Here is a 12,020-nt window from a genome sequence, read left to right as displayed (position 1 = left end):
CTACCCCGTAGGCCGGGTTGCGCGCAGCGCACCCCGGCACCCCGACTGCGCTACTTCTTGAACAGGTCGTCGATCTTCTTCTGCTCGTCCGCCTCGGCCTTGTTGGAGGCCGCGGAGCCGGGCTGCAGGTCCGCAGGCGGCGCCAGCGGGTCCGTGCTTCCGCCCGAACCCGGCATGTCCGCCGGCATCTCGATCTTCACCTTGTCCAGATCGACTTTCTCCACCGTGTCATGCCCGACGATCCCCGGGAAGGCGATGATCAGGCCGACCATGGCGAGCTGGATGATCACGAAGGGCACCGCGCCCCAGTAGATCTGCCCCGTGGTGACGGGAGCGATCTGCTTGCGGGTCACCCGGTCGACGTACGCCTTGTCGGGCGCCACGCTGCGCAGGTAGAACAGCGCGAAGCCGAAGGGCGGATGCATGAACGAGGTCTGCATGTTCACCGCGAGCAGCACGCCGAACCACACCAGGTCGATGCCCAACTTGTCGGCTACGGGCGCCAGCAGCGGCACCACGATGAAGGACAGCTCGAAGAAGTCGAGGAAGAACGCGAGCAGGAAGATCAGGATGTTCACCACGATCAGGAAGCCCAGTTGACCTCCCGGCAGCGCCGTCAGCAGGTGCTCCACCCAACGCGGGCCGTCCACGCCCTGGAAGCTCAGGCTGAAGATGGTGGCGCCGATCAGGATGAACACCACGAAGCACGACAGCTTGGTGGTCGCATTCAGCGCCTGCTTCAGCAGGCTCATGCTCAGGCGGCCCCGCACCGTGGCCATGATGATCGCGCCCAGCGCGCCCATCGCGCCGCCTTCGGTGGGCGTGGCAATGCCGAGGAAGATGGTGCCGAGCACCAGGAAGATCAGCAGCAGCGGCGGGATCAGCACGAAGGTGACGCGCTCGGCCATCCGCGACAGGAGACCGAGCCTGGTCACCTTGTTGATCAGCGCGATGATGAAGGCGAACATCACGCCGGCGCACATCGCGACCACGATGGTTTCATCGGTCGGCACGGTCGTCACGGTCTCGCCCCGCCACCAGGAGACCACGCGGGCCCAATTCCGGCCGAGCGTCACCGCCAGCGCAGTGGACAGGATCGTCAGCACCAGCAGCGAGGGCAGGCCGGCCTTGCCGCTGTCCTCGCGAATGGTGCGCGCTTCCAGCGGCAGCGCCGGCACCCACTTCGGCTTGAAGATGGCGATCAGGACCACGTAGCCGGCGTACATGCCGGTCAGCACGAAGCCCGGGATGAACGCCCCCTTGTACATGTCGCCGACGCTGCGACCGAGCTGGTCGGCCAGCACGATCAGCACCAGCGACGGCGGGATGATCTGCGCCAGCGTGCCGGACGCCGCGATCACCCCGGAGGCGAGGCGGCGGTCATAGCCGTAGCGCAGCATGATGGGCAGCGAGATCAGGCCCATCGAAATCACCGAGGCGGCCACCACGCCCGTCGTGGCCGCAAGCAGAGCGCCGACGAATATCACGGCGAAGGCAAGCCCCCCGCGCACGGGTCCGAACAGCTGGCCGATGGTGTCCAGCAGGTCTTCGGCCATGCCGCTGCGCTCCAGGATCAGGCCCATGAGCGTGAAGAACGGGATCGCGAGAAGCGTCTCGTTCTGCATGATTCCGAAGATCCGTAGCGGCAGCGCCTGCAACAGCGAGGTGGGCAGCACGCCCAGCTCGATGCCGATGAAGCCGAAGAAGAGGCCGCAGGCCCCGAGGCTGAAAGCCACCGGGAAGCCGAGCAGCAGGAAGACGAACAGGCCCGCGAACATGATCGGGGCGAGGTTCTGGGCGATGAACTGCATCATTGTTGTGGTCCTCGTTCCGCGCTCAGATGCGGCCCTGGGCTTCGGCCTGGCGCCGAAGTTCCTCGGCCAGTTCTTCTTCGGGGGTCTTGGCCACGATCTTCTGGGTCGGGTCGGAGATCAGTCCCTGCAGGTAGGCGATGCGCTTGATCAGTTCGGAGAAGCCTTGCAGCAGCAGCAGCCCGAAGCCGATCGGCATGAGGATGTACACGGGCCAGCGAATGAGGCCGCCGGCGTTGGAGGAGACCTCGCCGGAGCGGAAACCTTGCAGGAAGAACGGGATGCCGTAGTAGAGGATGACCAAGCAGACCGGCAGCAGGAAGAAGACGAAGCCGAAGATGTCGATCCAGATCTGCTTGCGTTTTTCCAGGCGGCTCGAAATGACGTCGATCTTCACGTGCTCGCCATGCAGGAGGGTGTAGCCGGCGGCCAGCAGGAAGGCGGCGGCGAACAGGTACCACTGCACCTCCAGGTACGCGTTGGAACTCATGTTGAAGATCTTGCGGACCAGGGCATTGACCCCGCTGATGACCGTCGACCCCAGGATCAGCCAGATCACCCACCTGCCGACCTGTGCGTTCAGCCAGTCCACGGCATTGGAGAACTTCAATAAACCGCGCATGGGAATTTTCTCCGTCGGGTGCGGGCACGCCGCCCCGCTTCTGTCGGGTAGAGTAAGAAGGAAATTCTAGAAAGCGGCCTTCCGGCCAACCTGACAGCATCGTGACTGCCGAGCCGGCGCGTTATCAGTGTTTGTACCGGGTCGACGGAATCGCTCGCTTCTGACCCATGACCTTTGCGCCCATCACCGCCGATGCACCGGACATGCGCCGCGCCAGCCGCGACCGCCTGTCCGTGGCGCTGATGGATGCGCGCAACCACACGCTCCAGGCCCTCGGCCGGCTTGAGCCACCGTCCCTTGCCATGTCGCCACCGGGTGACGCGGCGGCTCCACTGTGGCTGGCGGGCCACGTCGCGTGGCTGGCGGAATACTGGATCGGCCGAAATCCACGGCGGGCCCTCGGGCCGCGTTGTCCCGGTGCCGGCGTGCGCACCGCTTCGGTCGAGCCGATGGCGGACGCATGGTTCGACCCGACGCTGGTGCCCCCTGGCCAACGCGGCGGGCTGGCGCTGCCGGACCTGCCGGTGCTGCGGGCCTACCTGCTGGAGACGCTGGAGATCACGCTGGACCTGCTCGATCACACCGCGGACACCGACGACGCGTTGTACTTCCACCGCATGGCCCTGTGGCACGAGGACCTGCGGGGAGAAGAGCTCGCGATCCTGGCGCAGGCGGCCGGCGTCTCCCTGGGGCTGGGACTGCCGCCGGCGGTCGCTGCCCGCGCACCAGTTCTGCTGCCCGCGACCGAATGGACGCTGGGCTGGACCGAACCTGGCTTCGCCCTGGACGTGGAGCGGGGCCGCGCGACGATCACCGTGCCGGAGTTCGAGATCGATGCGCAGCCGGTGGGCTGGGCGCAGTACGTCGAATTCATCGACGACGGCGGCTACGACCGGCAGGAGCTGTGGCACCCGGAGGGCTGGGCTTGGCTGCAGCGCGAGGCGCAGCGCGACGGCCGGCGGGGCCCGCGCCATGTCGACCAGATCGGCGTGGCCAGCGGCGCCGTGCTGCAGACGATGTTCGGCCGGCCCACGCGCATGTCCGGCAGCCAGCCGGTGCTGCACGTGACCTGGTGGGAGGCGGATGCGTGGGCGCGCTGGGCCAACCGCCGCCTGGCGACCGAAGCCGAGTGGGAGATCGCCGCCATGCACGCCGCGCGCCGGGGCTATCGCTGGGGCGACGTGCGCGAATGGACCGCGGGCACGCTGCGGCCGTGGCCCGGCTTCGAGCCGGCGCCCTGGGCGGCGCATGCGGAGCTGGATGCGCAGGGCGTGTTCGGCCGGGCCCGCGTGCAGCGCGGCGCCTCCTTCGCATCGCGCGGGCGCATGAAGCATCCGAAGGCGAGGTGGTGGGCGCTGCCGGAGCGCGACGAAGGGTTCGTCGGGTTTCGGACCTGCGCCTTGTGAGTGCGCAACGCCGGGCGCCGGGCCGCCTCGGCTAGCATCCTCGCTTATGAATACGTTCCAGGACAGCCTGGCGCGCGCCGTTCAACTGGTGGCGGGCGCCGATCCCTTGCTGCTGTCCATCGTCGGCCGCTCGCTCGCGGTGAGCGGGCTGGCATGCATCATCGCCTGCGTGCTCGGCCTCGTGCTGGGCGGCTGGCTCGCCGTCGCGCGCTTCCCGGCGCGCGGGGCCGTGGTCACCATCCTCAACACATTCCTGGCCGTCCCCTCGGTGGTGGTGGGCCTCGTGGTGTACCTGCTGCTCTCCCGCTCCGGGCCCCTCGGCTTTCTCGGCTGGCTGTTCTCCTTCCAGGCCATGGTGTTCGCGCAGGTGCTGCTGGTGCTGCCGGTGTGCACCGCGCTGACGCGCCAGGTGGTGGAGGACGCGGAGCGCGCCAATGGGGAACAGTTGAAGTCGCTGGGCGCCGGCGCGGCCTTGCGCAGCCTGCTGCTCGCCTTCGACGAACGCTATGCGCTGGTGACGGTCCTGCTGGCGTGCTTCGGCCGCGCGATCTCGGAAGTGGGCGCGGTGATGATCGTCGGCGGCAACATCGAGGGCTTCACGCGCGTCATGACCACGGCCATCGCGCTGGAGACGAGCAAGGGCGACTTGCCCCTGGCCCTGGCGCTGGGACTGGTGCTGCTCGGCGTGGTGCTGGCCCTGAACGCGGTGATCGCGCTGGTGGCCCGCTGGCGCGGTGCGCATGCCGAGGGCGTGGTGCTGGCGGGAGCGGGCGGATGACCGCATGGGTCCAGCTGGAGTCGGTCGATTTGCACTTCGGAGCCGTCCACGCCTTGCGTGGCGTCAACCTGCGCATCGCCGCCGGGGAGCGCGTGGCCGTGATCGGCGCCAATGGCTGCGGGAAAAGCACCCTGCTGCGCGTGCTGCACGGCTTGTTGCGGCCCACGGCCGGATCGTTGCAGCGGGACGCCAGGCTCGGCCAGGCGATGGTGTTCCAGAAGCCGTTTGCGCTGCGCGCATCGGCGTTGTCCAACGTGGCGCTCGGCCTGTGGCTGCGCGGCACGCGCTGGCAGGCGGCGAAGCAAGCCGCCCTGGGCGCCCTCGGCCGCGTCGGGCTGGCACAGGTGGCGCTTCGCAATGCCCGCACCTTGTCGGGCGGGCAACTGCAGCGGCTGGCGCTGGCGCGCGCCTGGAGCCTGCGGCCGCATGTGCTGCTGCTCGATGAGCCCACGGCCAGCCTCGACCCGCATGCCAAGCGCGAGGTCGAGGCGCTGATGGCGGATTTCGCCGCCGCCGGCATGACGCTGGTGTTCGCCAGCCACAACCTGGGCCAGGTCAAGCGCCTGGCCACGCGTGTGGTCTACATGGAGCAGGGACGGGTGCTGGCAGACCTGCCGGTGGACGCATTCTTCAACGGTCCGCTGGCCGAGACGTCGCGCGAGGCCGACCTTTTCGTGCGAGGCGAGTTGGGATGAACTGGATGGCCATGGTGCGCTGCGTGGTGCTTGCGACGGCGGGGTGCGGCGCCGCGTCGGCGCAGACGGCCATCACGATGGCATCGACCACGTCCACCGAGCAGTCCGGCCTCTTCGGCCACCTGCTGCCGCAATTCAAGCGTGCCACGGGCATCGACGTGAAGGTCGTCGCCCTCGGCACCGGACAGGCCATCGACATGGCGCGGCGCGGCGATGCCGACGTGCTGTTCGTGCACGACCGCGCGGCCGAGGAGAAGTTCGTGGCCGACGGCTTCGCGCCGCGCCGGCATCCGGTGATGTACAACGACTTCGTCCTGCTGGGCCCCGCCAGTGACCCCGTGGGCGCGCGCGGCAGCGACATCGTCGAGGGGCTGAAGAAGGTGGCGGCTGCCAACGCGCCCTTCATCTCGCGCGGCGACAAGAGCGGCACGCACGCGGCGGAACTGCGCTATTGGCAGCAGGCCGGCGTCCCGGCAGCCAAGGGCGGCGGCTACAGGGAGTGCGGCTGCGGCATGGGTCCCGCGTTGAACATCGCCGCCTCGAGCGGCGCCTATGTGCTTGCGGATCGCGGCACCTGGCTGAGCTTCAAGAACCGGCAAGGCCTGGCGGTGCTGGTGGAGGGCGACAAGCGCCTGTTCAACCAGTACGGCGTGATGGTCGTGAGTCCGCAGCGTTTCCCGCATGTCAAGGCAGCGCAGGCGCAACAGTTCGTCGAATGGGTCACCTCGCCGGCGGGGCAGCAGGTGATCGCCAGTTATCGCATCAACGGCGAGCAGTTGTTCTTTCCGAACGCGGGAACCGCCAATTAGGGGACGCGGCGCCTGCGCAGCCATCGCTCCAGCCCGTCGAACACCCACTGCGTCAACAGCGCCAGCACGGCCGCCGGCACGGCGCCGGCCAGCATCAGGGTGGTGTCGTTCACCGCGAGACCGGCGACGATGCGTTCGCCCAGGCCGCCGGCGCCGATGAAGGTGGCGACGGTTGCCAGGCCGACGTTCAAGACCGCCGCCGTCTTGATCCCCGCGAAGATGGTCGGCGCCGCCAGCGGCAGCTCGACGCCGCGCAGCACCTGGCCGTCGCGCAGGCCCAGCGCCAGCCCGGCCTGCCGCATGCCGGCGGACAGCGAGGACAGCCCCGCGTGCGTGTTGCGCACGATCGGCAGCAGCGCATAGACCGATAGCGCCAGCAACGCCGGCAGGAAGCCGATGGTGCCCACCAGCGCGATCAGGAAAGCGAGCAGCGCCAGCGACGGCACCGTCTGGGCAATGCCCACCGCGCCCATCAGGCTGCCGGACAGCCTCGGCGATCGATGCGCCAGCACGCCCAGCGGCACCCCGATGGCAACGGCGATCGCGAGCGAAGCGAACACCAGCGTGAGGTGTTCGCGCAGCAGCCGCGGCAGGTCCGGTGCGAACAGGCGGTCGACGAAGCCCGTTCCCACAGGCGATGTCGCCGCCGCGGCAGGCCGCACGACACCGGCGACCTTGCTGCGCGCCACGAATTCCCGGGCGACCGCCTCGAACGACTTGCCGTCGATCTCGACCTGCCCGTTCATGGCGCGCATGGCGACGTCGTCGATGCGGTTCGACAGCGCTGCTGCCAGCGGGCGCTCGTCCACCGTGGCGCGCATCAGCAGCACCGCGTCATAGCGCGGGAAGAACGCGCGGTCGTCGCGCAGCACGCGCAGCTTCATGCGCGCGATCTGCGCGTCGGTGGTGTAGGCGTCCACCACGTCCACCTGGCCGCGCGAGAGGGCCTGGTACGCCAGGCCATGGTCCAGCCCGCTGCCGGGCGTGAAAGGCAGCTGGTAAGCGCGTTGCAGCGCGCCCCAGCCGTCGGCGCGCACCAGGAACTCGTGCGACAGGCCGAAGCGCAACGGCCCCTTGGCCCGCGCCAGGTCGGAGATCGTGGCGATGCCCAGCCGCGCGGCGTCGTCTTCGCGCATCGCCAGCGCGTAGCTGTTGTTGAAACCCAGCGGGACCGCGGCTTTCAAGCCCCGGGGCGCGAGCCACTGATTGAGCTGCTCCAGCGAAGGCGAGCCGTCCCGCTTGAGGATCTCGCGCACGATGGTGCCGGTGTATTCGGGGTACACCTGCACGCCGCCGTTGGCCAGCGCCTGTTCCATCACGGCGGTGTTGCCCAGTCCTTGCCGGTGCACGGCCGGCACCCCTGCTTCCACCAGGACCTGGCGGGTGATTTCGCCGAGCACGTAGCTTTCGGTGAAGCGCTTGGAGCCGACGACCAGGTCGTCCGCGATGGCGGGCACCGTGAACGACAAGCACCACGCCGCTGCGGCGAGCCGGGAGAAGAAAGAAGCCATGCGCATCACCCTACCCATGCCGCCGATTTGACCTGGGCCCAGGCGGCAGTGCCGACGGCCAGGCCGAGTTGATCCACCGACCGCGCGGTGACGCGCGCCAGCAGCACGGAGTCCCCGCACGCCAACTGCAGCAGCGCCTGCGACGGATGCCCACCCTGCGCGATGGCCCGAACGGTGCAAGCGAGCACGTTCTGGATGCTGCTGCCTTGCGGCGGCGCCAGGGCGACACTCACATCGCGGGCGAGCACCCGCACGCGGACGGCGTGTCCCACGGCGTGGCCGGCATCCGGCAACCAGAGCACGCCGCCCTCGAAGCGCGCCTGGGCGAGCTGCCACCGCGCGTCGCGGCCGATCACGGTCGCATGCAACAAGGCGGCCGGCTCCTCGCCCGGCACCGCGGGCAGGTCGATGCGCGCGAGTGTTTCAGCCAGCGGACCCGCCGCGCGCACGCGTCCGGCGTCCAGCAGCACCAGGTGGTCGGCCAGGCGCGCCACTTCGTCGCCCGAGTGCGTGACGTAGAGCATCGGGATGCGCAGCTCGTCGCGCAAGCGTTCGAGCCACGGCAGGATCTCCTGCCGGCGGGGCGCGTCCAGCGCGGCCAGCGGCTCGTCGAGCAGCAGGATGCGCGGCTGCGTGGCCAGCGCGCGGGCGATCGCCACCCGCTGCCGCTCGCCGCCGGACAACTGGTGCGGGCGCCGGTCGAGCAATTCGCCGATGCCCAGCAAGCGCACCAGCCCCGGCACGTCGATGCCCGCCGGCGTGCCCGCCGCACGCTTCGCGGCGAAGGCCAGGTTCCCCGACACGTCGAGATGGTCGAACAGGCTGGCTTCCTGGAACACATAGCCCAGCGGTCTCTGCCATGCCGGCAGGAAGACGCCGCGCGCACTGTCTTCCCACGCGGCGCCGTTGACCACCACCCGTGCTTCGGCCGCGCGTTCGAGGCCGGCCACGCAACGCAACAGCGTCGTCTTGCCGGAGCCGGACGGGCCGAACAGGGCCGTCACGCCTTGCGCCGGCAGCCGCAGGTCGACGTCCAGGGTGAAGCCTTCGCGCGGCAGGCGCAGGCGTGCTTCGATCTGGTCCGCGCTCATCCCAGCACCCGCGCGCTGCGGCGGTTCAACAGGGCCAGCGCCAGCAGCACGCCGAAGGAGAACAGCACCATGCCCGCGGACAGCCAGTGCGCCTGCGTGTATTCGAGTGCTTCCACGTGGCCGTAGATCTGGGTCGACACGACGCGCGTGCGCTCCGGAATGTTGCCGCCGATCATGAGCACCACGCCGAACTCGCCCACCGTGTGCGCGAACGTCAGCACCGCGGCCTGCACGATCCCGCCGCGTGACAGCGGCAGCACGACGTGCACGAACGCATCGAAAGGCGTGGCGCGCAGGGTCGCCGCTGCTTCCAGGGGCCGCCGTCCCACGCCTTCGAACGCGGTCTGCAGGGGCTGCACCGCGAACGGGAGCGAATACAGGATGGAGCCGAGCAACAGGCCGCCGAAGGTGAAGGGCAGCAGCCCGATGCCCAGGGCCTGCGTGAGCTGGCCGCCCCAGCCGTTCGGACCCAGCGCCACCAGCAGGTAGAAACCCAGCACGGTCGGCGGCAGCACCAGCGGCAGCGCGACGAACGCGGCGACCGGGCCGCGCCAGCGCGACGCCGTGCGCGCCAGCCACCAGGCGATCGGCGTGGCGATCAGCAGCAGCAGGAAGGTGGTGGATGCCGCGAGTTGCAGCGTGAGCCAGAGCGCCTGCAGGTCGGCCCGGCTGATCGACATGTCAGAACGTATAGCCCGCCGCGCGCAGCACCGCGCGCGCCGGTTCGGATCGCAGGTAGGCCAGGAAGGCGCTGGCTGCCGGATTGGCCGCGCCCGGATTCAGCAGCACGGCGTCCTGCCGGATCGGCGCATGCAGGTTGGCCGGCACGATCCAGCCCGTTCCCCGCAGGATGCGGCCGTCCTCTGCTACCTGCGACAAAGCCACGAAGCCCAGCGGCGCATTGCCAGTCGCGACGAACTGGTAGGCCTGCGCGATGTTCTCTGCATGCGCGAAGTTGCGTTCCCACGCGGAGAGCAGGCCGAGGTTCTTCAGGGTTTCGACGGCGGCGGCGCCGTACGGCGCCACCCGGGGGTCCGCGATGGCGAGGATGCCGTGCGCAGGCTTGCGCAACACGTCGGCGTTGGAGTCCACCACGCCGGGCTGCGCGCTCCAGAGCACCAGTTGGCCGATGGCGTAGGTGAAGCGCGTGCCGGGCCGGGCCAGCCCTTCGGCTTCCAGCCTGCGCGGGGTCTGGGCGTCGGCCGCGAGCAGCACTTCGAACGGTGCGCCGTTGCGGACCTGCGCGTGGAACTTGCCGGTGGAGCCGAGCGCGACGACGGCGGCGTGGCCGGTGTCGCGTTGGAAGGCGGTGGCGATCTTGCGGATCGGCGCGGCGAGGTTCGCCGCCGCGGCCACCTGCACCTGGCCGGCGTGGGCGGGCAGGGCGAGGGCGACGAGGAGGGCGAAGATCGGTCGAATCATCAATGCCGAGTGTAGGCCGGCGGTAAGCGGTAGGCCGGCGGTGAGCGCGGAGCCGAACCCCGGTGAAGGTGACGCACCGGTCACCGGGGTTCGGCTTCGCGCTCACCCCGGCCTACGACCGCCCCGGCTTGTGCCCCAGCTTCCGATACACCGTCGCCCGGCTGATCCCCAGCGCGCGCGCGGCCTCCATCACGTTGCCGCGCGCATCGTTGACCGCCTTGCGGATCAACGCGATCTCCACGTCGCGCAGCGGCAGCCGCGAGCCGGCAGTTGCGCGCGCCTCGCCGGCCGCATGCGCCATGCAGGCCAGGCGCAACCCGGACCACAGCGGCACTTCCACCGGCGCGGCGTCGCCATGCCGCGCCAGGTCGAACAGCTGTTCCCAGGGCTGGGCGAACAACTCGCTGCAATGCACGGGAGCGGCGTGCGCGCCGGCCAGGCCCGCGAGCATCTGGCGCGCGGCCGGATTGCTGCCCGCCACCCAGCCGTCGCCGTCCAGGCACACCAGGCCGTCGTCGTCGTCACCGAGCAGCCGGCCCGGCCAGTTCAGGCGCAGCGCCACCCGGTGCGGGCGCGACAGCGTCAGCGCGTTCTCGATGCTGCGGGCGGATTGCGAAACCAGGTGCTTGAGCTCCGGCCGTTCGGCGGCATCGATGCCCGTCAGGTCCAGCATGCCCACGCAACTGCCGTCGGGGCCGAACAGCGGCGCGCCGGCGCAGCTGTAGCAGCCCGTCATGTCGAAGAAGTGTTCGCCGCGATGCAGCCACACCGGCTGCAGTTCCGCCAGCGCCGCGCCGATGGCGGTGGTGCCGACGCTGCGCTCGGACAGGTCGACGCCGATGCGCGTGATGACCGCGGCGCGCGGGTCCGCATGGTCGATCGGCCCATGCGCGTCCACCACCACGCCGTGCTGGTTGGTGAGGATGGCGAAGTAGCGGGTGCTGGCGATCGCACGGCCGAGCTGCTCCAGCACCGGACGGGCCGCGCTGACGAGCTGGTGGTTGCCTTCCTCGACCCGGCGCGCCTGCTGGCGGGGCACGACGTCGAAGCTGACGGGGTCCTGGGGGCGCTGGCCATGGCCGAGGCAGCGGCGCCAGGAACGCTCGATCCAGCTGCCGCCGTACCAGCCGTCCACCAGCACGTCGGTCATCGAGCGGCCCTCCTGCATCACGGCCTGGCGGGCACGGGCGATCTGCTGCAACCGCCCTTGCACGGCGCTCTCTCCGGGAACGCTCATCTTTCGCTCCATGTTTCCCGGCGCCGCCCCCGCAGCGCCGGACCCCATTGTTCCATTTTGAGAATTTCCCGCCAGTGCGCCGGGCGACCTAGGGTTTCGCCTAGGGAGGGGGAAAGGGGCCAATCCAACAATGGCTGCCCGAGCCCACTCCGGAGACACACGACATGCTGGTATCCCTCAAGGTCAATGGCAAGGCGGCAAGCGTCGACGTCGCCCCCAACACGCTGCTGGTCACCGCCATCCGCGAAAACCTCCGGCTGACGGGCACCCACGTGGGCTGCGACACGGCCCAGTGCGGCGCCTGCACCGTCATCGTCAACGGCCGCGCGGTCAAGTCCTGCAACACCCTCGTCGCGCAGCACCCCGGCGCCGAGATCACCACCATCGAAGGACTGGCGGCTGCCGACGGCACCATGCATCCCATGCAGGCGGCGTTCAAGGAATGCCACGGCCTGCAATGCGGCTTCTGCACGCCGGGCATGGTGATGAGCGCGCTGGACCTGTGCCAGCGCCATCCCAACGCCAGCGAAACGCAAGTGCGCGAACAGCTCGAGGGCAACATCTGCCGCTGCACGGGCTACCAGAACATCGTCAAGGCCGTCCGCCAGGGCCAGGCCGCCATGGGCGCCAAGCCCTGA

12 protein-coding genes are annotated in these 12,020 nt (G+C 69.8%); 5 read left to right on the top strand and 7 right to left on the bottom strand.

Going from position 1 to position 12,020, the window contains the following annotated elements:
- Positions 1–50 precede the first annotated feature (50 nt).
- Both WG902_RS09400 and WG902_RS09395 read right to left on the bottom strand, forming a co-directional pair.
- Entirely contained in the window at positions 51–1,811 is a 1,761-nt protein-coding gene (locus tag WG902_RS09400; RefSeq protein WP_340060183.1) for a TRAP transporter large permease, read from the bottom strand.
- 25 nt (positions 1,812–1,836) lie between these two features.
- Positions 1,837–2,433, bottom strand: coding sequence for a TRAP transporter small permease subunit (locus tag WG902_RS09395; protein ID WP_340059765.1), 597 nt, complete (start codon positions 2,431–2,433; stop codon positions 1,837–1,839).
- A 167-nt stretch (positions 2,434–2,600) separates the two neighbouring features.
- Between WG902_RS09395 and WG902_RS09390 the strand changes: the two genes are divergently transcribed.
- Genes WG902_RS09390 through WG902_RS09375 form a run of 4 tightly spaced genes read left to right on the top strand, consistent with a single transcriptional unit; the run spans position 2,601 to position 6,121 of the window.
- Positions 2,601–3,839: an SUMF1/EgtB/PvdO family nonheme iron enzyme gene (locus WG902_RS09390; RefSeq protein ID WP_340059764.1), complete on the top strand. Its 1,239-nt coding sequence runs from the start codon at positions 2,601–2,603 to the stop codon at positions 3,837–3,839.
- 46 nt (positions 3,840–3,885) lie between these two features.
- The gene (locus WG902_RS09385; RefSeq protein ID WP_340059763.1) at positions 3,886–4,617 is read left to right on the top strand and encodes an ABC transporter permease; all 732 of its coding nucleotides are present in this window, start codon (positions 3,886–3,888) and stop codon (positions 4,615–4,617) included.
- Complete coding sequence (locus WG902_RS09380) at positions 4,614–5,312, top strand: ABC transporter ATP-binding protein (protein WP_340059762.1); 699 nt, start codon at positions 4,614–4,616, stop codon at positions 5,310–5,312. Before WG902_RS09385 ends, WG902_RS09380 begins: the two co-directional genes overlap by 4 nt.
- A 5-nt stretch (positions 5,313–5,317) precedes the next feature.
- The gene (locus WG902_RS09375) at positions 5,318–6,121 is read left to right on the top strand and encodes a substrate-binding domain-containing protein (RefSeq protein WP_340060182.1); all 804 of its coding nucleotides are present in this window, start codon (positions 5,318–5,320) and stop codon (positions 6,119–6,121) included.
- Here WG902_RS09375 and WG902_RS09370 read toward each other — a convergent pair.
- From WG902_RS09370 to WG902_RS09350, 5 genes are all read right to left on the bottom strand, one after another.
- Entirely contained in the window at positions 6,118–7,632 is a 1,515-nt protein-coding gene (locus tag WG902_RS09370; protein ID WP_340059761.1) for an ABC transporter permease/substrate-binding protein, read from the bottom strand. The two genes, WG902_RS09375 and WG902_RS09370, sit on opposite strands and share 4 nt — an antisense overlap.
- 5 nt (positions 7,633–7,637) lie before the next feature.
- Complete coding sequence (gene modC, locus WG902_RS09365; protein WP_340059760.1) at positions 7,638–8,723, bottom strand: molybdenum ABC transporter ATP-binding protein; 1,086 nt, start codon at positions 8,721–8,723, stop codon at positions 7,638–7,640.
- A complete protein-coding gene (modB, locus tag WG902_RS09360; RefSeq protein ID WP_340059759.1) occupies positions 8,720–9,403 on the bottom strand; it encodes a molybdate ABC transporter permease subunit in 684 nt (227 codons plus the stop codon). The genes modC and modB overlap by 4 nt, the downstream gene beginning before the upstream one ends.
- 1 nt (position 9,404) lies before the next feature.
- Entirely contained in the window at positions 9,405–10,145 is a 741-nt protein-coding gene (modA, locus tag WG902_RS09355; RefSeq protein ID WP_340059758.1) for a molybdate ABC transporter substrate-binding protein, read from the bottom strand.
- Between the two features lie 112 nt (positions 10,146–10,257).
- The gene (locus WG902_RS09350) at positions 10,258–11,382 is read right to left on the bottom strand and encodes a helix-turn-helix domain-containing protein (RefSeq protein ID WP_340059757.1); all 1,125 of its coding nucleotides are present in this window, start codon (positions 11,380–11,382) and stop codon (positions 10,258–10,260) included.
- A gap of 164 nt (positions 11,383–11,546) precedes the next feature.
- On the opposite strand from WG902_RS09350, the gene WG902_RS09345 reads away from it, so the two are divergent.
- Positions 11,547–12,020: a (2Fe-2S)-binding protein gene (locus tag WG902_RS09345; RefSeq protein WP_340059756.1), complete on the top strand. Its 474-nt coding sequence runs from the start codon at positions 11,547–11,549 to the stop codon at positions 12,018–12,020.

Source organism: Ramlibacter sp. PS3R-8, from assembly GCF_037572435.1.
Lineage (GTDB): Bacteria > Pseudomonadota > Gammaproteobacteria > Burkholderiales > Burkholderiaceae_C > Ramlibacter.
The sequence above is the reverse complement of the archived record's forward strand: the minus strand, read 5'-3'. Positions and strand labels throughout refer to the sequence as shown.

Coding starts and splice junctions, on each gene's coding strand:
- modA (WP_340059758.1), bottom strand. CDS start 10,145: ATGATTCGACCGATCTTCGCCCTCCTCGTCGCCCTCGCCCTGCCCGCC.
- WG902_RS09345 (WP_340059756.1), top strand. CDS start 11,547: ATGCTGGTATCCCTCAAGGTCAATGGCAAGGCGGCAAGCGTCGACGTC.
- WG902_RS09350 (WP_340059757.1), bottom strand. CDS start 11,382: ATGAGCGTTCCCGGAGAGAGCGCCGTGCAAGGGCGGTTGCAGCAGATC.
- modC (WP_340059760.1), bottom strand. CDS start 8,723: ATGAGCGCGGACCAGATCGAAGCACGCCTGCGCCTGCCGCGCGAAGGC.
- WG902_RS09385 (WP_340059763.1), top strand. CDS start 3,886: ATGAATACGTTCCAGGACAGCCTGGCGCGCGCCGTTCAACTGGTGGCG.
- WG902_RS09375 (WP_340060182.1), top strand. CDS start 5,318: ATGGCCATGGTGCGCTGCGTGGTGCTTGCGACGGCGGGGTGCGGCGCC.
- WG902_RS09390 (WP_340059764.1), top strand. CDS start 2,601: ATGACCTTTGCGCCCATCACCGCCGATGCACCGGACATGCGCCGCGCC.
- WG902_RS09370 (WP_340059761.1), bottom strand. CDS start 7,632: ATGGCTTCTTTCTTCTCCCGGCTCGCCGCAGCGGCGTGGTGCTTGTCG.
- modB (WP_340059759.1), bottom strand. CDS start 9,403: ATGTCGATCAGCCGGGCCGACCTGCAGGCGCTCTGGCTCACGCTGCAA.
- WG902_RS09395 (WP_340059765.1), bottom strand. CDS start 2,433: ATGCGCGGTTTATTGAAGTTCTCCAATGCCGTGGACTGGCTGAACGCA.
- WG902_RS09380 (WP_340059762.1), top strand. CDS start 4,614: ATGACCGCATGGGTCCAGCTGGAGTCGGTCGATTTGCACTTCGGAGCC.
- WG902_RS09400 (WP_340060183.1), bottom strand. CDS start 1,811: ATGCAGTTCATCGCCCAGAACCTCGCCCCGATCATGTTCGCGGGCCTG.